A 21,748-nucleotide genomic window follows, 5' to 3' on the forward strand; every position below is an offset into this window, starting at 1 on the left:
GACATCCGCATCGCCTTTCGGCCCGGAAGTGTTTTGGTGGTGGGGCTCCCACTGCTTGTACGTACACGGTTTCAGGTTCTGTTTCACTCCCCTCGCCGGGGTTCTTTTCGCCTTTCCCTCACGGTACTGGTTCACTATCGGTCAGTCAGGAGTATTTAGCCTTGGAGGATGGTCCCCCCATCTTCAGACAGGATATCTCGTGTCCCGCCCTACTCATCGAACTCACAGCATGTGCATTTTTGTGTACGGGACTATCACCCTTTGTTGTGCGACTTTCCAGACGCTTCCACTAACACACACACTGATGATGGTTCTGGGCTCCTCCCCGTTCGCTCGCCGCTACTGGGGGAATCTCGGTTGATTTCTTTTCCTCGGGGTACTGAGATGTTTCAGTTCCCCCGGTTCGCCTCATCACACTATGTATTCATGTGATGATAGTGCAACGTATTGCACTGGGTTTCCCCATTCGGGTATCGTCGGGTATAACGGTTCATATCACCTTGCCGACGCTTTTCGCAGATTAGCACGCCCTTCATCGCCTCTGACTGCCTAGGCATCCACCGTGTACGCTTAGTCGCTTAACCTCACAACCCGAAGGTGTCTTTAAACACATTCGCGCTGCGATTTTTGAGAGACTCTGACGCAACAAAACCACTACCCTCGCGGATAATGTTCAGCTGCGTCGTTTCAAATTTCAGCTTGTTCCAGATTGTTAAAGAGCAATATCTTAAACACGACTCGTTAAAGTCATCTTTAAGATATTCGGTGATAATGTCTTTCACTCATTATCGGAATGGCGTCCCCAAGGGGATTCGAACCCCTGTTACAGCCGTGAAAGGGCAGTGTCCTAGGCCTCTAGACGATGGGGACCCGAAATCTGCTTATCGAATCAATGATTCGATAATTTCGGGTAAGGGCGAGATTTTTACACTAAAAATCAAGCGACATGGTTAGTTGTCACCGCCCTCACCTTGAGGTAATGCCTTGCTCGTTATTTTCATCAGACAATCTGTTGTGGACACTGCACTTTCCAATATCTCACTTCAGTTTAAGGAGGTGATCCAACCGCAGGTTCCCCTACGGTTACCTTGTTACGACTTCACCCCAGTCATGAATCACAAAGTGGTAAGCGCCCCCCCTAAGGTTAAGCTACCTACTTCTTTTGCAACCCACTCCCATGGTGTGACGGGCGGTGTGTACAAGGCCCGGGAACGTATTCACCGTAGCATTCTGATCTACGATTACTAGCGATTCCGACTTCATGGAGTCGAGTTGCAGACTCCAATCCGGACTACGACGCACTTTATGAGGTCCGCTTACTCTCGCAAGTTCGCTTCTCTTTGTATGCGCCATTGTAGCACGTGTGTAGCCCTACTCGTAAGGGCCATGATGACTTGACGTCATCCCCACCTTCCTCCGGTTTATCACCGGCAGTCTCCTTTGAGTTCCCGACCAAATCGCTGGCAACAAAGGATAAGGGTTGCGCTCGTTGCGGGACTTAACCCAACATTTCACAACACGAGCTGACGACAGCCATGCAGCACCTGTCTCAGAGCTCCCGAAGGCACAAACCCATCTCTGGGCTCTTCTCTGGATGTCAAGAGTAGGTAAGGTTCTTCGCGTTGCATCGAATTAAACCACATGCTCCACCGCTTGTGCGGGCCCCCGTCAATTCATTTGAGTTTTAACCTTGCGGCCGTACTCCCCAGGCGGTCGACTTAACGCGTTAGCTCCGGAAGCCACGGTTCAAGACCACAGCCTCCAAGTCGACATCGTTTACGGCGTGGACTACCAGGGTATCTAATCCTGTTTGCTCCCCACGCTTTCGCACCTGAGCGTCAGTCTTCGTCCAGGGGGCCGCCTTCGCCACCGGTATTCCTCCAGATCTCTACGCATTTCACCGCTACACCTGGAATTCTACCCCCCTCTACGAGACTCTAGCCTGTCAGTTTTGAATGCAGTTCCCAGGTTAAGCCCGGGGATTTCACATCCAACTTAACAGACCGCCTGCGTGCGCTTTACGCCCAGTCATTCCGATTAACGCTTGCACCCTCCGTATTACCGCGGCTGCTGGCACGGAGTTAGCCGGTGCTTCTTCTGCGGGTAACGTCAATCAACAAGATTATTAACCTTGTTGCCTTCCTCCCCGCTGAAAGTGCTTTACAACCCGAAGGCCTTCTTCACACACGCGGCATGGCTGCATCAGGGTTTCCCCCATTGTGCAATATTCCCCACTGCTGCCTCCCGTAGGAGTCTGGACCGTGTCTCAGTTCCAGTGTGGCTGGTCATCCTCTCAGACCAGCTAGGGATCGTCGCCTAGGTGAGCCTTTACCCCACCTACCAGCTAATCCCATCTGGGCACATCCGATGGCGTGAGGCCCTAAGGTCCCCCACTTTGCTCTCGCGAGGTTATGCGGTATTAGCTACCGTTTCCAGTAGTTATCCCCCTCCATCAGGCAGTTTCCCAGACATTACTCACCCGTCCGCCGCTCGTCACCCAAGGAGCAAGCTCCTCTGTGCTACCGCTCGACTTGCATGTGTTAGGCCTGCCGCCAGCGTTCAATCTGAGCCATGATCAAACTCTTCAATTTAAGATTTGTTTGATTCGCTACGTTAATAGCATGCTCAAAGAATTTATAACTGTTTATTCGTAATGAATTTACTGTCAGTCACTCTTCAAGACTTTTTATATCGTTTGCGGATATTGTCTTGTGAGTGTCCACACAGATTGTCTGATTAAATTGTTAAAGAGCAGTGCGCCGTGGCCTGAGCCGTTAACGCGAGGTGGCGTATATTACGCTTTCCTCTTGCAGAGTCAACGCTTATTTTAAGCGTTTTCCTCTTGCTTATCGACCCGGTTTGCATTCGCAGCGCCGTGTCGATGGAGGCGCATTATAGGGGGCAGATTCAGAAGCGCAAGCAAATATCTTGAACTTTCTTCCGGTTGCGCAACTTTCAGCCACCTGGTCGATTAAATGCGCGTTTTTATCCACTGAGGCAGATCCGCAAGGCTGTCGATGACGCCATCGGCCAGAGATTCGCCCAGTTCGGTGATCGGCTTTCCGCTACGAACCAGAACTTTTGTTCCCACCCCTGCGGCAATCGCCGCCTGCATATCTTCAGCCTTATCGCCAACAATATAGGAGGCAGCCATATCGATATTCAGATGGCGCTGGGCGGAAAGCAGCATTCCCGGTTGCGGTTTGCGGCAGTCGCATACCTGGCGATATTCCTCATTCCCTTGTTCAGGATGATGCGGACAAAAATAGATACCGTCTAAATCCACGCCGCGATCGGCCAAAGACCAATCCATCCATTCCGTCAGTTGCATAAACTGCTCTTCGCTAAACTTGCCGCGGGCAATGCCCGATTGATTGGTCACCACTACTAATGCGAACCCCATGCTTTTCAGTTCGCGCATGGCATCGATGACGCCCTCAATAAATTGGAATTGATCAATCTCATGTACGTAACCGTGATCGATATTGATCGTACCGTCACGATCGAGAAAAATTGCTGCAACACGCTGTGGCACTTACTTTGCTCCTGATGGCGTAAATTACCGCTAGTATCGCATGTTTTCATCGTCCGAGAGAATGCCGGGGTAACGACAATCCCGATTGACTCGGACGTCTAGACGCCCTAACATCCGACTAACATTCTGCTTAAACAGAATCTGATTTATCCAGCCATAGGCGCTTATAATAAAATATATGATTGAACTTTCTAATATTACCAAGATTTTCCAGCAAAACGGCCAAGCAATTACCGCACTTGCGGATGTCAGTCTTCATGTCCCGGCAGGACAAATCTACGGCGTAATCGGCGCATCAGGCGCCGGTAAAAGTACCCTGATCCGCTGCGTCAATTTATTAGAACGACCGACCCAAGGCAGGGTTCTGGTTGACGGACAGGACCTGACGCAGCTGACGGAGAGTCAGCTAACGCAGGCGCGTCGCCAGATTGGCATGATTTTCCAGCATTTTAATCTGCTCGCCTCGCGCACCGTGTTTGGCAATATCGCTCTGCCGCTGGAGCTTGATAACGCACCCAAGGCGGAAATTACGCGCCGGGTAAATGAATTACTGGATTTGGTCGATTTGTCGGACAAGCATGACGCCTACCCCGCCAACCTTTCCGGCGGGCAAAAGCAGCGGGTGGCGATCGCCCGCGCGCTGGCCAGTAATCCTAAAGTTTTATTATGCGATGAAGCGACCAGCGCGTTGGATCCGGCGACCACCCGCTCCATTCTGGCGCTGCTGAAAGATATCAACCGCCGTCTGAATCTGACCATCCTGCTGATCACCCACGAAATGGACGTGGTAAAACGAATTTGCGATCGGGTTGCGGTGATCAGCGGCGGACGCCTGATTGAAGAGGACACAGTGGGGCAATTGTTCTCCCATCCCAAAACGCCGCTGGCCCAGACATTTATCCAGTCCACGCTGCATCTGGATATCCCCGACGACTATCTTGCCCGCCTGACGCCAACCCAGCGGGAAGGCAGCGTGCCATTGCTGCGCATGGAGTTCAGCGGCCAGTCCGTCGATGCTCCGCTGCTGTCTGAAGTCGCCCGGCGTTTTAACGTTAATAACAATATTATCAGCGCCCAGATGGATTACGCCGGCGGGGTTAAATTCGGCATCATGCTGGCGGAAATGTACGGCCGGGAGGAAGATACCACCTCAGCCATACAGTATCTGAAGGATCACCATGCAAATATCGAGGTGCTAGGTTATGTCTGAAGCCATGATGTGGTTAATGGCCCGCGGCGTGTGGGAAACCGTGGCAATGACATTGGTTTCCGGCTTTTTTGGTTTTGTTCTGGGGCTGCCGGTCGGCGTTCTGTTATACACCACCCGTCCGGGGCAAATTATCGCCAACCCGAAACTTTATCGCGCGCTGTCAGCCCTGGTGAATATTTTCCGCTCCATTCCCTTTATTATTTTACTGGTGTGGATGATCCCCTTTACCCGGGTTATCGTGGGTACGTCCATCGGCCTGCAGGCGGCAATCGTCCCGCTCACCGTTGGCGCCGCGCCTTTTATCGCCCGCATGGTGGAAAACGCCCTGCTGGAAATTCCAACCGGCCTGATCGAGGCTTCACGCGCGATGGGCGCAACCCCGATGCAAATCATCAGAAAAATATTGTTGCCGGAAGCGCTGCCGGGCCTGATTAATGCCGCGACCATCACACTCATCACCCTGGTAGGCTATTCTGCAATGGGCGGAGCCGTTGGCGCCGGGGGACTGGGTCAAATTGGCTATCAGTATGGTTATATCGGCTATAACGCCACGGTAATGAATACGGTATTAATCTTGCTGGTTATTCTGGTTTATCTGATCCAATTCTGTGGCGACCGGGCAGTAAAGGCCGTCACGCATAAGTAAGCGTGAGAACACGCATGGGCCTTAGGTCCCATGCCATAAAGACTTTTAATTAGAGGTTAAGGATATGGCTATTAAATTGCGGTCCATCGCGACCATCGGCGCATTGATTGGAGCCCTGGCTCTGGCGGGATGCGGTCAGGAAGAGAAAGACCCGAATCATATTAAAGTGGGCGTTATCGTTGGCGCGGAACAACAGGTGGCTGAAGTTGCGCAAAAGGTCGCCAAAGATAAATACGGTCTGGACGTCGAATTGGTCACCTTTAACGATTATGTGCTGCCTAATGAAGCTTTGAGCAAAGGAGATATCGATCTGAATGCTTTCCAGCATAAGCCTTATCTGGATCAGCAAATTAAAGATCGCGGTTATAAGCTGGTCTCCGTGGGCAATAGTTTCGTTTACCCCATCGCCGGTTACTCCAAGAAAATAAAATCACTGGATGAATTGCAGAACGGCGATCAGGTCGCGTTGCCAAACGACCCGACCAACCTGGGCCGCTCTTTGCTGCTGTTGCAGAAAGTGGGGCTGATTAAACTGAAAGAAAATGTCGGCCTGCTGCCGACCGTTCTGGACGTGACCGAAAATCCGAAAAACCTCAAGCTGGTCGAGTTGGAAGCACCGCAGCTGCCGCGCTCGCTGGATGACGCGCAGATTGCATTGGCTATCATCAACACCACTTATGCCAGCCAGATTAATCTGACGCCGACCAAAGATGGTTTATTTGTCGAAGAGAAAGATTCTCCTTATGTGAATCTGCTGGTGGCGCGTGAAGACAATAAAGACGCTGAGAATGTGAAAAAATTCGTTCAGGCTTATCAATCGGATGAAGTGAACGACGCGGCCAACAAAATCTTTAACGGCGGCGCAGTAAAAGGCTGGTAAGCCAGTTATTATTTCTTTATAAAGTATATCGCTGAGACGGGCTGCGGCCCGTCTTGTTATTTATGCAATAGCTTGCTTCAATATCCGCTCTTTAAATAAAAAGCAGAGGAAATTTTATGCGTGCTCTACCTCTTGTGCTGTTAGCCATGTCGCTAACAGGATGTTCCCTGTTGCAGAAGTCACCGGCGCCCGCGCCTCAACCCGCCGAATCAAAAGTAGAGCCGGTTGCCAAACCCAAGCCAGTCCCGCGTCCCGCTCCCGCAGTGTTATACAAAAGCGCTGAAGAGCTGGTTGGTAAACCGTTCCGCGATCTGGGGGAAGTATCCGGCTCATCTTGCCAGGTAAGCGCCCAGGATGCGCCGCCCAATATCGCCAATGCCCGCAGAAGAATGCAAAACCGGGCCGCGGAGATAAAAGCCAATGCCGTTCTGCTGCATGAATGCCAGGTTATCAGCGGCGTGGCCGGCTGCTATCGTCAGGCCGTCTGTCAGGGCACCGCATTGAGAGTGTCTTCTCAATGACCCCATTTGTTTTCAATCAGATCGGCATTATCCGCTCGCCCTATAAAGAAAAATTCGCTATTCCGCGGCAGCCGGGTCTGATTGAAGATGGTGGAGGCGAACTCCGGCTATTATCACCCTACAATCAGGCGGAATGCGTACGCGGACTCGCTGACTTCAGCCATATCTGGATCCTGTTTGTTTTCCATCAAACCATGGAAGGAGGCTGGCGCCCTACCGTGCGGCCTCCCCGATTAGGCGGGAATGCCCGCATGGGTGTTTTTGCGACCCGTTCGACTTTCCGGCCGAATCCGATTGGGATGTCGCTGGTCGAACTGAAAACCATCCGCAGCGCAGGAGATTCCGTCACGCTGGAGCTGGGAAGCCTGGATCTGGTCGACGGAACGCCGGTGATCGATATCAAACCTTATCTGCCCTTTGCCGAAAGCCGGCCCCAGGCCCGGGCGGGTTTCGCCCAGTTGGCGCCAGAGGCCGAAATGGCGGTAACCTTCTCCCCGCTGGCGCAAAAGCAGATAGCCGGATATCAGAAGAAATATCCCAATCTGCAGCGCTTTATTACCCAGGTGTTGGCGCAGGACCCGCGTCCGGCTTATCGCCAGGGCGAAGATAGCCCACGGGAATATGCCGTTTTGCTGCTGGAATTTAACGTTCGCTGGCGGGTATCCGCCCGGCAAACCGAAGTGCTATGCCTTGAAACAACGGATTAGGGGAGGTCAAAACCCGAAAGCGTTTTTTAATTCCGCCGACTCTCTTTTGACGAACGCCCCACACTGGTAAACTAAGCCACTTTTTTATGCTTTCGGCTGCGCCGCAGCCCGATGTCATTTTCGTTTCCAACGGAAGTTAAAACACCATGCGTACTAGTCAATATCTGCTCTCCACGCTGAAGGAGACGCCCGCCGATGCGGAAGTGATCAGCCATCAGTTGATGCTCCGCGCCGGAATGATCCGCAAACTGGCCTCCGGCCTTTATATCTGGTTGCCGACGGGCTTACGGGTTCTGAAAAAAGTTGAAGCCATCGTGCGTGAGGAAATGAACCACGCCGGCGCCATCGAAGTCTCCATGCCGGTGGTTCAACCCGCCGATCTGTGGGTGGAGAGCGGCCGCTGGGAACAATACGGCCCGGAACTGCTGCGTCTTGTCGATCGCGGCGAACGTCCGTTCGTTCTTGGTCCCACGCATGAAGAAGTCATTACCGATCTGATTCGTAATGAAATCAGCTCGTATAAGCAGCTGCCGTTAAATTTCTTCCAGATTCAAACCAAATTCCGTGATGAAGTCCGCCCGCGGTTCGGCGTGATGCGTTCCCGCGAGTTCCTGATGAAGGATGCCTATTCTTTTCATACCTCGCAGGAATCATTGCAGGTCACCTACGATGCGATGTACGCCGCCTACAGTAAAATCTTCAGCCGTATGGATCTCGATTTCAGAGCGGTTCAGGCGGATACCGGCTCTATCGGCGGCAACGCTTCTCACGAATTCCAGGTGCTGGCGGCCAGCGGCGAAGACGATATTGTTTTCTCCACCGGCTCCGACTATGCCGCGAATATTGAACTGGCGGAAGCCACCGCGCCCAAGCTGGGACGCGCCGAAGCAACGGAAGAACTGCGTTTGGTGGATACGCCGAACGCCAAAACCATCGCCGCGCTGGTTGAGCAATTCAAGCTCCCCATAGAGAAAACCGTGAAAACGCTGCTGGTGAAGGCGGCGGAGGAAAGCGGCCATAAGCTGGTTGCCCTGCTGGTACGCGGCGATCATGAGCTGAATGAAGTTAAAGCGGAAAAACTTGCCCTGGTCGCCAGTCCGCTGACGTTCGCCACTGAAGAAGAGATCAGAGCCATTGTGGGCGCCGGCCCCGGCTCGCTGGGACCGGTCAATTTACCGGTTCCCGCCGTGGTCGATCGTACCGTTGCCGCTATGAGTGATTTTGGCGCCGGCGCCAACGTCGACGGCCAGCACTATTTCGGCATCAACTGGCAGCGCGATGTCGCGTTGCCGCTGGTGGCGGATATTCGTAACGTGGTGGAAGGCGATATCAGCCCGGATGGCAAAGGCACGCTGCAAATTAAACGCGGTATTGAAGTCGGCCACATTTTCCAGTTGGGCAGCAAATACTCCGAAGCGCTGAAAGCGACGGTGCAGGGAGAAGACGGGCGCAACCAGATCCTGCTGATGGGCTGCTATGGCATCGGCGTCACCCGGGTGGTGGCCGCCGCCATCGAGCAAAATCATGACGATCGCGGGATTATCTGGCCGGATGCCATCGCGCCTTTCCACGTGGCCATTTTGCCGATGAATATGCACAAATCTTTCCGCGTGAAGGAAGTCGCTGAAGATATCTATCGGCAATTACGGGCACAAGGGATCGAAGTGCTGCTGGACGACCGCAAAGAGCGCCCGGGCGTGATGTTCGCCGATATGGAGCTGATTGGCGTGCCGCACACTATCGTCATCGGCGATCGCAATCTGGACAATGAAGAGATTGAATATAAAAATCGCCGCAGCGGTGAAAAGCAGATGATTAAAACCAGCGAAATCATTGATTTCCTGCTGGCGAACGTCGTTCGCTAATCTTATAAAAAATGGTGGGTTTCCCCACCATTTTTATTCCGTCAAGACCTGCCGACCGCCGACGCTACTCACGGAACAACTCTTCAATATTCAATCCTTGCACCTGCAGGATTTCCCGCAAACGACGCAAGCCTTCCACCTGAATCTGCCGTACGCGTTCACGCGTTAAGCCGATTTCCCGGCCGACGTCTTCCAATGTCGCGGCTTCGTATCCCAGCAGCCCAAAACGCCGGGCCAGCACTTCACGCTGCTTGGCGTTCAGTTCAAACAGCCACTTAACGATATTCTGCTTCATATCGTTATCCTGGGTGGTGTTTTCCGGACCGTTGTCTTTTTCATCCGCCAGAATATCCAACAGCGCTTTTTCCGAATCGCCGCCCAGCGGGGTATCAACGGAAGTAATGCGCTCATTCAGACGCAGCATGCGGTTTACGTCATCTACCGGCCTATCGAGCTGTTCGGCGATTTCTTCCGCACTGGGTTCATGATCCAGTTTATGAGAGAGTTCGCGTGCCGTACGCAGGTAAACATTCAGTTCTTTAACGATATGGATGGGCAGGCGAATAGTTCGGGTCTGGTTCATGATTGCCCGTTCTATCGTTTGCCGGATCCACCAGGTGGCGTAAGTTGAAAAGCGGAATCCTTTTTCCGGATCAAATTTTTCAACCGCGCGGATCAGACCAAGATTGCCTTCCTCAATCAGGTCCAGCAATGCCAGCCCCCGATTGTTGTAACGACGGGCGATCTTCACCACCAGCCGCAGGTTGCTCTCAATCATCCGACGGCGTGATGGAATATCACCGCGTAACGCGCGCCGGGCAAAATAAACCTCTTCTTCCGCGGTTAAAAGAGGTGAATAGCCAATCTCTCCCAAATAGAGTTGAGTTGCATCTAAAACACGCTGTGGAACGCCCTGTGATGACAGCTCTTCTTCAGCTATCTCACTGGTTTCTTCCTCCGTCAGCGCTTTATCGTCAAAAACATCAAGTCCATTCTCTTCGAAATCAGCATCTTCATGTAACTCGTTAACTTTCAGCGTGCTTTGGCTCATAAGTGGCTCCTACCCGTGATCCCATGGCAGAATACCGGAATATTCCGCCCGATTTATCGCTGCGGAAGAAAACGCAGCGGGTTTACGGATTTCCCCTTGTAACGAATTTCAAAATGCAAACGAACCGAACTGGTGCCGGTGCTACCCATGGTAGCGATTTTCTGCCCCGCCGTGACCTCTTGTTGCTCCCGGACCAGCATATTTTCGTTATGGGCGTAGGCACTCAGGTAGTCATCATTATGTTTGATGATTATCAGATTACCGTAACCTCGCAGAGCGTTGCCCGCATATACTACGCGCCCGCTGGCGGTAGCTATGATGGATTGCCCACGTGAGCCGGCGATATCAATCCCTTTATTTCCCCCTTCTGATGCGGAGAAACTATCAATGACTTTCCCTTCGGTGGGCCAACGCCAACTGCCGACAGCGGCCGTATTACCGCTGGCAACAGCCGCTGGTGCGGTAACAGGAGCCGTCGCTGGCGCCCCTGTCGTAGGTAACATCTTACCTACATTCTGTTTACCCGAGTTATCAGAATACGCGTTCGTTGACTGAGAATCAACCGGCGTAGTTTGTATTTGGCTACTGGAAGGCGGAACAGGCACGCCGCTCGTCGTCGCATCCCTTGCCGCCAGCGCGCCGCCGCTGTTGTTTATGCTGCCCGGCACGGTGTTGCCCAGATTCAGCGTCTGGCCGACATTCAGGCTATAAGGTTCCGGAATATTATTGCGCTGAGCAAGATCCCGGTAGTCGTTGCCGGTAATCCAGGCGATATAAAACAGGGTATCTCCCCGTTTAACGGTGTAGGTATTACCGCCGCTATAGCTGCCCTTGGGAATGTTGTCATAGCTGCGGTTATAAACGATACGGCCGTCGCGGGTGGCCACCGCCGACTGACCCGAACTCGTTATCTGTGGGGAAGCAGACAGTATGCCGCCTCTGCTACCGCCCGCATTTCCGCCGACGCTGCTGATCGGCGCAGATTTGGAATCATTGTTGGAACATCCGGCCAATCCTAAAATAACAGCCGTACAAGCAGCGATCTGACGCAAATTAATCATTCGGCATCCCATGCGCCTTACTCCCCCATAACTATAAAATTCAGTAATCAGTTCAGACATTTGTGCCTCACATCCCTTGCAGCATAGCTGAGATCGGGCGTGTTGTTCGTCAGTCGGAACGAGAAAAGCGCCTTTTGTTGATCAATTGGCGCATAAGTAAAACCGGAGAGACAAAAACCGTCGCCTAATGCTAGCAATATCAGCAAGTTCGTACCAGAAAACAGTTGTATTGAAATCTTGGCTTCCCGACAATAAAACCAGCGTACGGCAACCGTATCAGGCTAATTCGCCTTTGACTAGCGGAACAAACCGAACTGCTTCAACCGTTTGGATAATAAACTCACCCGCATGGCGTTGAACCACCTGCAACGTTTGCGACCGCTCGCCGACCGGTAACACCATCACGCCGCCTTCATCCAGTTGATCCAGCAACGCCCGGGGAATTTCCGGCGGCGCGGCGGTGACGATAATGGCGTCAAAAGGCCCGCGCGACGCCCAGCCCTGCCAGCCGTCGCCATGACGGGTGGAAACATTATGCAAATCGAGCTGTTTAAGACGACGTTTGGCCTGCCACTGGAGTCCCTTAATGCGCTCGACGGAACAGACGTGCTTGACCAGATGCGCCAGGATCGCCGTTTGATAACCCGACCCGGTGCCAATTTCCAATACGCGGGAAACCGGCGTCAAACCCAATAACTCCGTCATTTTCGCCACCATATAGGGTTGCGAAATCGTCTGACCGGAGCCTATCGGCAGCGCCGTATTTTCATAAGCCTTATGCTCAAAAGCCTCGTCGACAAAGCGTTCCCTGGGCACGGCTTCCATCGCCCGTAGCAGGCGCTCATCCTGTATTCCCTGCTGACGCAGCTGCGCCAGCAACGTTTGCATGCGTTTGTTCACCATTCCCCGCTAACCTCAGCTTTGGTTAACCTTGTCGTCAATGCGCCCTTTTTTCCCGCATGGGATCAAAACCGTCGCCGCCGTCATCGTTGTCACAACCATTCGTTCAAGGAAAATAAACCGCGCCGCGTCAGTCGATGATATTCATCTCTTGCTGCAGGTTCATTATTTCACGTACCACGCTGGTGGCGAAACTTCCCGCCGGTAACCAGAATTTCAGCTCGACCGTTACCTCATCCTGCCAGTCCCAACGCATCTGCCGCGGATACAGCAATACCGCCCGACGGGCCGGATCGACCCGCTCACGCTGCAATAAAGACAGCAGCGTCTCCTGCCCGACCAGGCTCTGCTGCTCGAAGCGCAGCGCGTCATCCTGCGTGCCTAATGCGCCATCGCCCGGCAGCGGCGCGGTCACCTGCAGCTCCCCGGCATCAAGGCGCGCCTGCAACGCGGCCAGCTCATCCGGCCTGGCGACGAACCAGCTGCCGCGGCCGGTCAATTGTAAGGCGTCGCCGCACAACAGGGTTTTCGCCCGCTGCTGCGCCAGCCGGATACTGGCGACCTGATTAAACAGCGCGCTGCGGCTGGCGGAAAGATAAAAGCCGCGTTTAGCGCGCTCTTTAACCCGAATGTCATTGTTCGCCCAGAGACGGGCCTGTTCAAGGTTATTACCGCCCTTGCCAAAGCGCTGACTGCCGAAATAGTTAGGCACCCCGTCCCGGGCAATCCGCAGTAAACGCGCATCCACCGCCGCCCGATCGCTTATCTGGCGTAATATCAGCGTAAAATCGTTGCCCTGCAGCGCCCCAATCCGTAATTTACGGCGATGACGCGCAAATTCAAGCACTTCACAGCCTTCCAGCGTAAAACGGCTAAAATCAGGGGTTTCTTTACCGGGAATATGCAGGCAAAACCATTGCTCCGTCACGGCATGGCGATCTTTCAAACCGGCGTAGCTCACCGCGCGCGCGGGGATGCGGGCAAATTTCGCCAGCGCTTCGGCGACGAATTGCGTATTGCAGCCGCGCTTGCGAACGCGCGTCAGGATATGTTCGCCTTCGCCGTCCGGCTGAAAACCCAAATCCTCAATAACCGTGAAATCTTCCGCCGTGGACTTCAGCGCGCCCGACGCCTGCGGTTTGCCATGCAGCCAGGTAAGCTCTTCGCCGTTTTTCATGCCTACCATGCGACGATTTCACCCGCTTCGCTTTTCACCAATAACGCCACCGCTTCGCAGGCGATACCTTCACCACGGCCGGTAAATCCAAGCTGTTCGGTGGTGGTGGCTTTGACGTTCACATTATCCATATGGCTTTGCAAATCTTCCGCCAGATTGACCCGCATTTGCGCAATATGCGGGGCCATTTTAGGCGCCTGAGCAATAATCGTGACGTCCAGATTACCCAGCCGGTAACCTTTTTCGCCGATCCGCCCCCAGGCTTCACGCAGCAGGCCGCGGCTGTCGGCGTCTTTAAACGCCGCGTCGGTATCGGGAAACAGCTTGCCGATATCGCCCAGCGCGGCCGCCCCCAGCAGGGCGTCCGTCACCGCATGCAGCACGACATCGCCGTCGGAGTGCGCCAGCAGCCCCTGAGTATAAGGAATACGCACGCCACCGACCACCAGCGGACCTTCTCCACCAAATTTATGAACATCAAAACCGTGGCCGATACGCATCGCGCACTCTCCTTATATATTTATTCAATAGAATCATTATGGTGCAAGTTGGTTAAATAAAACGCGGCCAATGCCAAATCTTCCGGGCGGGTTACTTTGATGTTATCCGCTCGCCCGCTGACGATTTGCGGATGATAACCGCAATATTCCAGGGCAGAGGCTTCGTCGGTCACCGTTGCACCGTCGTGCAGAGCCTGTTGCAAACAGCGTTTCAGTAACGCTAATGGAAACAGCTGCGGCGTCAGGGCATGCCACAGTTCGCTGCGGTCTACGGTGTGTTCTATCACCGTTCCCGCACGGCGCTTCATGGTATCACGAACCGGCGCCGCCAAAATTCCGCCGACGTCGCTGTGCGCCGTAATACTCAGCAACCGTTCGAGATCGTCCATATGCAGACAGGGCCGGGCGGCGTCATGCACCAGCACCCAGTCGGCATCGGCGATCGTCCGCAGCCCCGCCAGTACCGAATCGGCGCGCTGTTTGCCGCCGTTCACCACGCTGACGCGCGGATCGGCGGCAATGGGCAAAGAATAAAAACGGGTATCCTCAGGGCTGATGGCGACGATCGCCCGGGTAACACGCGGATGAGACAATAATGCCTCGATGGCATGCTCAAGAATGGTTTTATTGCCGATGGTCAGATACTGTTTGGGGCGATCGCTTTGCATCCTGCTGCCGTTACCGGCAGCGGGTAAGACAGCAACAACCTCTGGCTGAAAAGCAATCTGTTTTAGCATTGGTTAGCGTGGCGTATTGTTAGGTATAGATGACGGGGTCGTTGCAGTGCGGCGCCCGGATTCCGGCACCAGGCGATAGAAGCTTTCACCGGGCTTAATCATGCCCAGCTCATTGCGCGCGCGCTCTTCAATCGCTTCCTGACCGCCGTTCAGGTCATCGATTTCGGCAAAAAGTTGTTCATTACGGGCTTTCAGCTTGGCATTGTTGCCCTGCTGGACAACAACGTCCGCGTTAACCCGCACGTGGTCATGGATACCATTCTTCCCCAGCCACAGCGAATACTGCAGCCAGCCAAGTATTATTAATAGCAACAGCGTAAGTTTTCCCATCCCGCCCCCTGAAAAGCCGCCTAATCATCCCATAACTTTCGCTTTGACTCCACTCTGTGTGACGAGATCCTTTTCCGGCAAGAAGACGAATTGTATATAACAGGGAGAAATCACGGCGTTGTTAAAAAGTATGTTCTCAGTTCAACTGATGGGTATAGGGATTAGCGTGACGAGATGACGTGTCGATTCAACTTCAACAATTTTCTCCATGCCCGGTTATGTAACATGTAACTCAACATCGAAAAAAAAGCTTCCGAGTTGATGCAACGAAAACTGATACTGATAAACGCCATCCCCAGAAGCGCGCTCAACAAATACATCCCCGAAGAAGGCTCATCATTAAAATAGCCAACCAATGATTTTATAAAATAGATTACCGAGCAAAGAAATGTCACCTGCGCCAGGAAAATGTGCGCTTTTACCGCGCTCATGGAGCCACGAGCTATCATAAAAACGATAATGCTATTCGCTCCCGCGAAAACAAGCGCTACGGGGACGATATAAGCAAACAGGGTATAAGGAGGCAGCGATAACCAAGCCAGAATTGCCGACCATAAAGACAGTTGAGGTATGGAGAAGCTCAAAATCATGAACAATACGCTGAAAATCAGCGGAACACCGATGGTGTGCATCCCGATAGGCATCCCCATGTCCGCCATTAGACGATCTTTGAGCATTACCAACTCATCCCGGCTGGCGCTGTTGATCGCCGCTTCAGACTCTTTACAATGTTGAAGGCGCGCTTTGCATGCTTTAGTTAACATTTTTTCATCCTTAGTTAGCAGAGAAGGATTGGATCGTGCCAATCACATATTTTCCCCCCTGAGCTAAATTTTGCGGATGGCGAATATTGCTCCGCAGGCAAATGTTGTTGAAGTAATCTCTATTGCAAGGAAAGGAGATGAGATGGTATCCACTTTGATTTGGCATCACCAGCCGGTAAGAAAAGAGAAAACCAGCCAGTACAGGGAAATGACCGACAGCCCTGTCGTCGCCAGGGTAGGCCAGAGGTTGCCGCCCAGCATAAAACCGCATCCCATCCCCACCAGGACCGACAGCGGCATCAGCGCCAGAAAAAACGGCCAGGTATAGAGCATAAAGAAAAACGTGGCGTTGGGACCGTAAACAATAAAGGGAATAGCGAACGCCAGCCAATAAAAAGAAAACCCGGCAACGGTTCCGATAAACGGATGCGGGATGCCGTCGTCGTCCCGCACCGGTCTGGTCTTGCCGATCGTTAGCTGAGTGGCATTTTGCATAATTTCACCCCTTATTTATCCTCCTCGCCCAAGGGCGAGGAAGAAAACGTCAGAGGTTGATAATAGCCCGCCGGCTGAGCAGATCTAATAGTTGGCCGGTCAAATTTGTTACCAATTGTTCGCCGTCCAGATGAATATCCGGCGCGTCCGGCGCTTCATAAACCGCGTCGATTCCGGTGAAATTACGCAGTTCTCCCGCGCGCGCCTTTTTGTATAGCCCTTTCGGATCGCGGGCTTCGCAGGTCGCCAGGGGCGTATCGACGAAGACTTCGATAAACTGCCCCTCGGCCAGCAGGTCCTGCACCATTTTACGTTCCGCGCGGTGGGGCGAGATAAAGGCCGTCAGCACCACCAGGCCGGCGTCCACCATCAGTTTGGCGACTTCGCCGACGCGGCGGATATTCTCCCGCCGATCGTCATCGCTAAAGCCCAAATCGCGGCACAGGCCGTGACGGACGTTATCGCCGTCCAGCAAATAGGTGCTGACGCCATGTTGATGCAGCGCCTGCTCCAGCGCGCCGGCCAGCGTCGATTTACCCGAGCCGGAAAGCCCGGTAAACCAGATAACCACGCCCCGGTGGCCGTGCAGACGCTCGCGCTCCTGACGCGACACAACGTGCGGATGCCATACGACGTTCTCATCGGCGGGCGGCGGTGAAGACGGCGGGCGTTGGGACATTATTTCCCTCCCAGCAGGTCACGGGCGCCCCAATGGGGGAAGTGGCGGCGCACCAGCGCATTCAGCTCCAGCTCAAAGGCGCTGTAAGCCCCCGGTTCCTGATAGGTCTGCTCAATGACCTCGCGCACCAGTCCGGCGCCTACGGTGACGTTGCTCAGGCGATCGATCAGGATCATGCCGCCGGTAACGTGATTCTGCTGATAGTTGTCCAGCACCAGAGGTTCGTCAAACGTCAGTTCAACCAGCCCGATGCCGTTCAGCGGCAGATTTTCCGCCACCCGCTGCGTCAGGGTATTGATTTCAACCTGATACTGGATATTCTCGACCCGGGCGCGGGCTTTCTTGCCGCCGACCTTGATGTCGTAACTCTGCCCCGGCACCAGCGGCTGTTCCGCCATCCAGACGATATCCACCAGCGCGTTCTGCACCGCCTTCAGGGTTTCGCCGCCATCAACCAGCAGATCGCCGCGGCTGATGTCAATTTCATCCGCCAGCACCAGGGTGATGGCTTCGCCGGCCTGCGCCTGCTGCAGGTCGCCGTCAAAGGTGACGATGCGGCTGACGGTCGATTCCACCCCGGACGGCAGCACCTTAACCCGTTGCCCCACCTGTACCGTGCCGGACGCCAGGGTGCCGGCGTAGCCGCGGAAGTCGAGATTCGGGCGGTTCACGTACTGCACCGGGAAACGCATCGGCAGCTTGAGGCTGCGCTGCGCCACGTTGACCGTTTCCAGCACGTCCAGCAGCGTCGGGCCGCTGTACCAGCTCATCGCGGCGCTCGGCGCGGCGACGTTATCCCCGTCCAGCGCGGAGATCGGCACAAAGGTGATGTTCAGATCGGTGGGCAACTGCTGGGCGAAATCCAGATAGTCCTGTTTGAACTGCTCAAAGACCGCCTGCTGGTAATCCACCAGATCCATTTTGTTTACCGCCACCACCAGATCGCGGATCCCCAGCAGGGTGGCGATAAAGCTGTGCCGCCGGGTCTGATCGAGCACGCCCTTGCGCGCATCGATCAGCAGGATCGCCAGTTCGCAGGTGGAGGCGCCCGTCGCCATATTGCGGGTGTACTGCTCATGCCCCGGCGTATCGGCAATAATGAATTTGCGTTTTTCCGTCGAGAAATAGCGGTAGGCGACGTCAATGGTAATGCCCTGCTCGCGCTCCGCCTGCAGGCCGTCCACCAGCAAGGCCAGATCCAGCTTTTCTCCCTGCGTGCCCAGGCGCTTGCTGTCGCTGTGCAGCGTGGTGAGCTGATCTTCATAAATCTGCCGGGTATCGTGCAGTAAACGGCCAATCAGGGTACTTTTACCGTCGTCGACGCTGCCGCAGGTCAGAAAACGCAGCAGGGTTTTGTCCTGCTGAGCGTGCAGATAGGCTTCGACGCCCCCCTGCTCAGCAATCTGTTTCGCAATTACACTATTTTTTACAACCGTATCTTTTGCCACAACCTGGTTCATTCGACGACTCCTCAGAAATACCCTTGACGCTTTTTCAACTCCATTGAACCGGACTGATCGCGGTCAATCATCCGTCCCTGGCGCTCGCTGGTGGTGGAAATCAGCATCTCTTCGATAATTTCCGGCAGCGTTTGCGCGCTGGATTCCACCGCGCCGGTCAGCGGCCAGCAGCCCAGGGTGCGGAAGCGCACCATGCGCTGTTCGATCACTTCGCCCGGTTGCAGGTCGATACGGTCGTCATCCACCATCAGCAGCATGCCGTCACGTTCCAGAACCGGCCGCTCGGCGGCCAGATAGAGCGGAACAATATCGATATTTTCCAGATAGATGTACTGCCAGATATCCAGCTCGGTCCAGTTGGACAGCGGGAATACGCGAATGCTTTCGCCCTTGTTGATTTGGCCGTTGTAGTTATGCCACAGCTCCGGGCGCTGACTTTTGGGATCCCAGCGGTGAAAACGGTCGCGGAACGAATAAATACGCTCTTTGGCGCGCGATTTTTCCTCATCGCGCCGCGCGCCGCCGAAAGCGGCGTCAAAGCCGTATTTATCCAGCGCCTGCTTTAATCCCTCGGTTTTCATGATATCGGTATGCTTGGCGCTGCCGTGAATAAACGGGTTAATGCCGAGCTGCTCCCCCTGCGGGTTGCGGTGCACCAGCAGCTCGCAGCCGTACGCTTTCGCCGTGCGGTCGCGGAACTCGTACATTTCGCGGAATTTCCAGCCGGTATCCACATGCAGCAACGGGAACGGCAGCGATCCGGGAAAGAATGCCTTACGCGCCAGATGCAGCATGACCGAAGAGTCTTTACCGATAGAATACATCATCACCGGGTTGGCGAACTCCGCCGCCACCTCGCGGATGATATGAATGCTCTCGGCCTCTAACTGCCGTAAATGAGTAAGTCGTTTCTCGTCCATAACCATTCCTTAAGCCAAATTCACTACCGCCGGCCGACCCTCTGGCCGCGCCGTCAGTTGACCAAACCAGGCGATCTGATGGTGCAGGTTCACCACCTCGCCAATCACCAACAGGGCCGGGGTCGGCGCCTGCCGGGCCAATTGTTCCAACTGCCGCAACGTGCCCGTCAGCACCTGCTGATCGTGCCGGGTGCCCCGGCCGATCACCGCCACCGGCGTCTCGGCGGCGCGACCGTGGGCGATCAATTGCCGGGCGATTTCGGCCGCCTTCACCGTGCCCATATAAATCGCCAGCGTCTGACGCCCGCGCGCCAGCGTCGACCAGTCCAGCGCGTCGCCGTCCGGCCGGCAATGCCCGGTGATAAACACCACGCTCTGGGCGTAATCCCGGTGCGTCAGCGGGATGCCGGCATAGGCGGTGGCGCCGGCCGCCGCGGTCACCCCCGGCACCACCTGGAAGGAGATGCCCGCCTGCGCCACCTGTTGCAGCTCTTCGCCGCCGCGCCCGAAAATAAACGGGTCGCCGCCTTTCAGCCGCACCACCCGCTTGCCCTGCCGCGCCAGTGAGACCAATAACCGGTTAATCTCCTCCTGGGTCACGGAGTGGGCGCCGGCGCGCTTGCCCACGCAAATGCGTTCGGCATCGCGGCGCACCAGTTCCAGAATGTCCGCGCTGACCAGTTGGTCGTAAAGCACTACATCCGCCTGCTGAATAACCTGCAAGCCGCGCAGCGTCAACAGCCCGGCATCGCCGGGACCGGCGCCCACCAGCGCCACCTCCCCCCGCACCTCCGCCGGCTGGCGTTGCGCGTGCTGCTGTTGTTCCAGCTGCTTTTGCAGTTCCTCTTCCGCCTGCGACAGTTGCCCCGCCGCCACCAGGCTGGAGAAACGCCCGGAGAAAAGACGCTCCCAGAAACGCCGGCGATCGCCGATGGAATGCAGGCGTTGTTTGATCCGCTCGCGCCAGCCGCCGGCGAGCTGCGCCATGGTTCCCAGACTGGCCGGCAGCAGCGCCTCCAGCTTTTCACGCAGCAGGCGCGCCAGCACCGGCGCCTGCCCACCGGAAGAGATCGCCACCATCAGCGGCGAACGATCGACAATCGACGGGAAAATAAAAGAACACTTCGGCTGGTCGTCCACCACGTTCACCAACAGGTGACGCTGATTGGCGGCGTCGGATACGGCGGCATTAAGCTCTGCGTCATCGGTGGCGGCGATAACCAGAAACACGCCGGACAGCAACTCCGGCGTAAAACGCTGCGCCAGCCATTGGATCCGCCCAGCCTGATGCCGTTCGGCCAGATTCGCCGACAACGACTGCGCCACCACCTTTATCTCGGCGCCGGCGCGTTGCAGCAGATCGATTTTACGCGCGGCCACGTCGCCGCCGCCTACCACCAGCACCGGACGTTGCCGAAGGTCAGCGAACAAAGGGAGATAGTTCACAAATGCCTTAATAAATATAAAAAATAGATAAAGCGACTATACGGTGCCGATAGAACACTTATGAAATGCCGAATTGGAATGACAAGTTCCGTAATGGAATAACCCGGGAAAAGCCATTCACTCTTCGTGCAGCCCGCATTCGCGCTTCAGGCCGAAAAAGCGGGTTTCCTCTTCGCTCATGCCGGGTTCCCATTTACGGGTGGTATGGGTGTCGCCCACGGATAAATACCCCTGATCCCACAGCGGATGATAGCTCAATCCGTTTTGTTTCAGGTACTGATACACCTGGCGGTTATCCCAGTCGATAATCGGCAGCAGCTTGAATACCCCGCGCTGCAGCGCCAAAACCGGCAGATGACCGCGGCTGGCGGACTGTTCGCGCCGCAGGCCGGCAAACCAGGTTTGCGCCCCAAGCTCGCTTAACGCCCGGTTCATCGGCTCCACCTTGTTCAGTTGGTTGTAGCGCTCGATGCCCTCAACCCCCTGCTCCCACAGTTTACCGAAGCGCGCCTCCTGCCAGGCGGGCGACAGCGCCGCGCGGTAGACCTGAAGGTTGAGCTGCAACTGCTCGGTCAAGGCATCGATAAACTGATAGGTTTCCGGGAAAAGATAGCCGGTATCGGTCAGGATCACCGGGATATCGGGCCGCTGGCGCGTCACCAGATGCAGGGACACGGCGGCCTGAATGCCAAAGCTGGAGGAGAGCACGTATTCCCCCGGCAGGTTTTCCAGCGCCCAGCTTACCCGCTCCTGCGCGGACAGCGCTTCCAGCCGATGGTTAACCGCCTCCAGCGCCGCCGCCTGCTCCGCTTTGGGTAACGCGTTAAGCGTTTCGAGATTAAGCTCAGCCATCAGGATCTCCTG

21 protein-coding genes, 1 tRNA gene and 2 rRNA genes are annotated in these 21,748 nt (G+C 55.0%); 6 read left to right on the plus strand and 18 right to left on the minus strand.

All coding sequences use genetic code 11. The features are described from left to right. From MFP24_RS03250 to gmhB, 4 genes are all read right to left on the minus strand, one after another. Window positions 1-584: ribosomal RNA gene (locus MFP24_RS03250) — 23S ribosomal RNA — on the minus strand; the annotation flags it as partial. 210 nt (window positions 585-794) lie between these two features. Beyond that, window positions 795-870, minus strand: a tRNA-Glu gene (locus MFP24_RS03255). Window positions 871-1,049: 179 nt separating this feature from the next. After that, a 16S ribosomal RNA gene (locus tag MFP24_RS03260) occupies window positions 1,050-2,591 on the minus strand. A 380-nt stretch (window positions 2,592-2,971) separates the two neighbouring features. Next, window positions 2,972-3,535 (minus strand): D-glycero-beta-D-manno-heptose 1,7-bisphosphate 7-phosphatase, encoded by a 564-nt coding sequence (gene gmhB / locus MFP24_RS03265; protein WP_249229269.1) that lies wholly within the window; start codon window positions 3,533-3,535, stop codon window positions 2,972-2,974. Between the two features lie 178 nt (window positions 3,536-3,713). Between gmhB and metN the strand changes: the two genes are divergently transcribed. From metN to proS, 6 genes are all read left to right on the plus strand, one after another. Continuing rightward, window positions 3,714-4,745 (plus strand): methionine ABC transporter ATP-binding protein MetN, encoded by a 1,032-nt coding sequence (gene metN, locus MFP24_RS03270; RefSeq protein ID WP_249229268.1) that lies wholly within the window; start codon window positions 3,714-3,716, stop codon window positions 4,743-4,745. After that, complete coding sequence (locus MFP24_RS03275; protein ID WP_249229267.1) at window positions 4,738-5,391, plus strand: methionine ABC transporter permease MetI; 654 nt, start codon at window positions 4,738-4,740, stop codon at window positions 5,389-5,391. The genes metN and MFP24_RS03275 overlap by 8 nt, the downstream gene beginning before the upstream one ends. Window positions 5,392-5,455: 64 nt before the next feature. Continuing rightward, on the plus strand, window positions 5,456-6,271 hold the full coding sequence (locus tag MFP24_RS03280) for a MetQ/NlpA family lipoprotein (protein ID WP_249229266.1): 816 nt from the start codon (window positions 5,456-5,458) through the stop codon (window positions 6,269-6,271). A 116-nt stretch (window positions 6,272-6,387) separates the two neighbouring features. After that, a complete protein-coding gene (gene rcsF, locus MFP24_RS03285; RefSeq protein ID WP_249229265.1) occupies window positions 6,388-6,792 on the plus strand; it encodes an envelope stress sensor lipoprotein RcsF in 405 nt (134 codons plus the stop codon). Continuing rightward, window positions 6,789-7,499 (plus strand): tRNA (N6-threonylcarbamoyladenosine(37)-N6)-methyltransferase TrmO, encoded by a 711-nt coding sequence (gene tsaA, locus MFP24_RS03290; protein ID WP_249229264.1) that lies wholly within the window; start codon window positions 6,789-6,791, stop codon window positions 7,497-7,499. Before rcsF ends, tsaA begins: the two co-directional genes overlap by 4 nt. A 146-nt stretch (window positions 7,500-7,645) precedes the next feature. Further along, entirely contained in the window at window positions 7,646-9,364 is a 1,719-nt protein-coding gene (gene proS, locus MFP24_RS03295; protein ID WP_249229263.1) for a proline--tRNA ligase, read from the plus strand. A 64-nt stretch (window positions 9,365-9,428) separates the two neighbouring features. On the opposite strand, the gene rpoS is transcribed toward proS, so the two are convergent. From rpoS to MFP24_RS03365, 14 genes are all read right to left on the minus strand, one after another. After that, the gene (gene rpoS, locus MFP24_RS03300) at window positions 9,429-10,415 is read right to left on the minus strand and encodes an RNA polymerase sigma factor RpoS (RefSeq protein ID WP_249229262.1); all 987 of its coding nucleotides are present in this window, start codon (window positions 10,413-10,415) and stop codon (window positions 9,429-9,431) included. A gap of 53 nt (window positions 10,416-10,468) precedes the next feature. Further along, complete coding sequence (nlpD, locus tag MFP24_RS03305; protein ID WP_249229278.1) at window positions 10,469-11,476, minus strand: murein hydrolase activator NlpD; 1,008 nt, start codon at window positions 11,474-11,476, stop codon at window positions 10,469-10,471. Window positions 11,477-11,752: 276 nt separating this feature from the next. After that, a complete protein-coding gene (locus tag MFP24_RS03310; protein ID WP_009111625.1) occupies window positions 11,753-12,379 on the minus strand; it encodes a protein-L-isoaspartate(D-aspartate) O-methyltransferase in 627 nt (208 codons plus the stop codon). A 127-nt stretch (window positions 12,380-12,506) separates the two neighbouring features. Next, complete coding sequence (gene truD, locus MFP24_RS03315; RefSeq protein ID WP_249229277.1) at window positions 12,507-13,553, minus strand: tRNA pseudouridine(13) synthase TruD; 1,047 nt, start codon at window positions 13,551-13,553, stop codon at window positions 12,507-12,509. Window positions 13,554-13,555: 2 nt separating this feature from the next. Further along, window positions 13,556-14,053 carry a 2-C-methyl-D-erythritol 2,4-cyclodiphosphate synthase gene (ispF, locus tag MFP24_RS03320; RefSeq protein ID WP_249229261.1) on the minus strand — a complete coding sequence of 166 codons (498 nt, stop codon included), beginning with the start codon at window positions 14,051-14,053 and terminating at the stop codon, window positions 13,556-13,558. A 20-nt stretch (window positions 14,054-14,073) separates the two neighbouring features. After that, on the minus strand, window positions 14,074-14,790 hold the full coding sequence (ispD, locus tag MFP24_RS03325) for a 2-C-methyl-D-erythritol 4-phosphate cytidylyltransferase (RefSeq protein WP_249229260.1): 717 nt from the start codon (window positions 14,788-14,790) through the stop codon (window positions 14,074-14,076). Between the two features lie 3 nt (window positions 14,791-14,793). After that, the gene (ftsB, locus tag MFP24_RS03330; protein WP_249229259.1) at window positions 14,794-15,120 is read right to left on the minus strand and encodes a cell division protein FtsB; all 327 of its coding nucleotides are present in this window, start codon (window positions 15,118-15,120) and stop codon (window positions 14,794-14,796) included. A 161-nt stretch (window positions 15,121-15,281) separates the two neighbouring features. After that, complete coding sequence (locus MFP24_RS03335) at window positions 15,282-15,884, minus strand: hypothetical protein (protein WP_249229258.1); 603 nt, start codon at window positions 15,882-15,884, stop codon at window positions 15,282-15,284. Window positions 15,885-16,049: 165 nt separating this feature from the next. After that, window positions 16,050-16,379 carry a DUF3561 family protein gene (locus tag MFP24_RS03340; protein WP_249229257.1) on the minus strand — a complete coding sequence of 110 codons (330 nt, stop codon included), beginning with the start codon at window positions 16,377-16,379 and terminating at the stop codon, window positions 16,050-16,052. Window positions 16,380-16,428: 49 nt separating this feature from the next. Further along, the gene (cysC, locus tag MFP24_RS03345; protein WP_249229256.1) at window positions 16,429-17,058 is read right to left on the minus strand and encodes an adenylyl-sulfate kinase; all 630 of its coding nucleotides are present in this window, start codon (window positions 17,056-17,058) and stop codon (window positions 16,429-16,431) included. Next, the gene (gene cysN, locus MFP24_RS03350; protein ID WP_249229255.1) at window positions 17,058-18,518 is read right to left on the minus strand and encodes a sulfate adenylyltransferase subunit CysN; all 1,461 of its coding nucleotides are present in this window, start codon (window positions 18,516-18,518) and stop codon (window positions 17,058-17,060) included. Before cysN ends, cysC begins: the two co-directional genes overlap by 1 nt. Window positions 18,519-18,529: 11 nt before the next feature. Further along, entirely contained in the window at window positions 18,530-19,438 is a 909-nt protein-coding gene (gene cysD, locus MFP24_RS03355) for a sulfate adenylyltransferase subunit CysD (protein ID WP_249229254.1), read from the minus strand. Between the two features lie 9 nt (window positions 19,439-19,447). Then, window positions 19,448-20,884: a siroheme synthase CysG gene (cysG, locus tag MFP24_RS03360; RefSeq protein ID WP_249229253.1), complete on the minus strand. Its 1,437-nt coding sequence runs from the start codon at window positions 20,882-20,884 to the stop codon at window positions 19,448-19,450. A 117-nt stretch (window positions 20,885-21,001) separates the two neighbouring features. Continuing rightward, window positions 21,002-21,736: a phosphoadenylyl-sulfate reductase gene (locus MFP24_RS03365; RefSeq protein WP_249229252.1), complete on the minus strand. Its 735-nt coding sequence runs from the start codon at window positions 21,734-21,736 to the stop codon at window positions 21,002-21,004. Between the last annotated feature and the right edge of the window lie 12 nt (window positions 21,737-21,748).

The organism is Brenneria tiliae, from assembly GCF_023347575.1.
Classification (GTDB): Bacteria; Pseudomonadota; Gammaproteobacteria; order Enterobacterales; family Enterobacteriaceae; genus Brenneria; species Brenneria corticis.

What these genes read in the sequence shown, in the direction of transcription:
- metN (WP_249229268.1), top strand. Translation starts at nt 3,714, where the DNA reads ATGATTGAACTTTCTAATATTACCAAGATTTTCCAGCAAAACGGCCAA.
- MFP24_RS03275 (WP_249229267.1), top strand. Translation starts at nt 4,738, where the DNA reads ATGTCTGAAGCCATGATGTGGTTAATGGCCCGCGGCGTGTGGGAAACC.
- MFP24_RS03280 (WP_249229266.1), top strand. Translation starts at nt 5,456, where the DNA reads ATGGCTATTAAATTGCGGTCCATCGCGACCATCGGCGCATTGATTGGA.
- rcsF (WP_249229265.1), top strand. Translation starts at nt 6,388, where the DNA reads ATGCGTGCTCTACCTCTTGTGCTGTTAGCCATGTCGCTAACAGGATGT.
- tsaA (WP_249229264.1), top strand. Translation starts at nt 6,789, where the DNA reads ATGACCCCATTTGTTTTCAATCAGATCGGCATTATCCGCTCGCCCTAT.
- proS (WP_249229263.1), top strand. Translation starts at nt 7,646, where the DNA reads ATGCGTACTAGTCAATATCTGCTCTCCACGCTGAAGGAGACGCCCGCC.
- rpoS (WP_249229262.1), bottom strand. Translation starts at nt 10,415, where the DNA reads ATGAGCCAAAGCACGCTGAAAGTTAACGAGTTACATGAAGATGCTGAT.
- nlpD (WP_249229278.1), bottom strand. Translation starts at nt 11,476, where the DNA reads ATGATTAATTTGCGTCAGATCGCTGCTTGTACGGCTGTTATTTTAGGA.
- MFP24_RS03310 (WP_009111625.1), bottom strand. Translation starts at nt 12,379, where the DNA reads ATGGTGAACAAACGCATGCAAACGTTGCTGGCGCAGCTGCGTCAGCAG.
- truD (WP_249229277.1), bottom strand. Translation starts at nt 13,553, where the DNA reads ATGAAAAACGGCGAAGAGCTTACCTGGCTGCATGGCAAACCGCAGGCG.
- ispF (WP_249229261.1), bottom strand. Translation starts at nt 14,053, where the DNA reads ATGCGTATCGGCCACGGTTTTGATGTTCATAAATTTGGTGGAGAAGGT.
- ispD (WP_249229260.1), bottom strand. Translation starts at nt 14,790, where the DNA reads ATGCTAAAACAGATTGCTTTTCAGCCAGAGGTTGTTGCTGTCTTACCC.
- ftsB (WP_249229259.1), bottom strand. Translation starts at nt 15,120, where the DNA reads ATGGGAAAACTTACGCTGTTGCTATTAATAATACTTGGCTGGCTGCAG.
- MFP24_RS03335 (WP_249229258.1), bottom strand. Translation starts at nt 15,884, where the DNA reads ATGTTAACTAAAGCATGCAAAGCGCGCCTTCAACATTGTAAAGAGTCT.
- MFP24_RS03340 (WP_249229257.1), bottom strand. Translation starts at nt 16,379, where the DNA reads ATGCAAAATGCCACTCAGCTAACGATCGGCAAGACCAGACCGGTGCGG.
- cysC (WP_249229256.1), bottom strand. Translation starts at nt 17,058, where the DNA reads ATGTCCCAACGCCCGCCGTCTTCACCGCCGCCCGCCGATGAGAACGTC.
- cysN (WP_249229255.1), bottom strand. Translation starts at nt 18,518, where the DNA reads ATGAACCAGGTTGTGGCAAAAGATACGGTTGTAAAAAATAGTGTAATT.
- cysD (WP_249229254.1), bottom strand. Translation starts at nt 19,438, where the DNA reads ATGGACGAGAAACGACTTACTCATTTACGGCAGTTAGAGGCCGAGAGC.
- MFP24_RS03365 (WP_249229252.1), bottom strand. Translation starts at nt 21,736, where the DNA reads ATGGCTGAGCTTAATCTCGAAACGCTTAACGCGTTACCCAAAGCGGAG.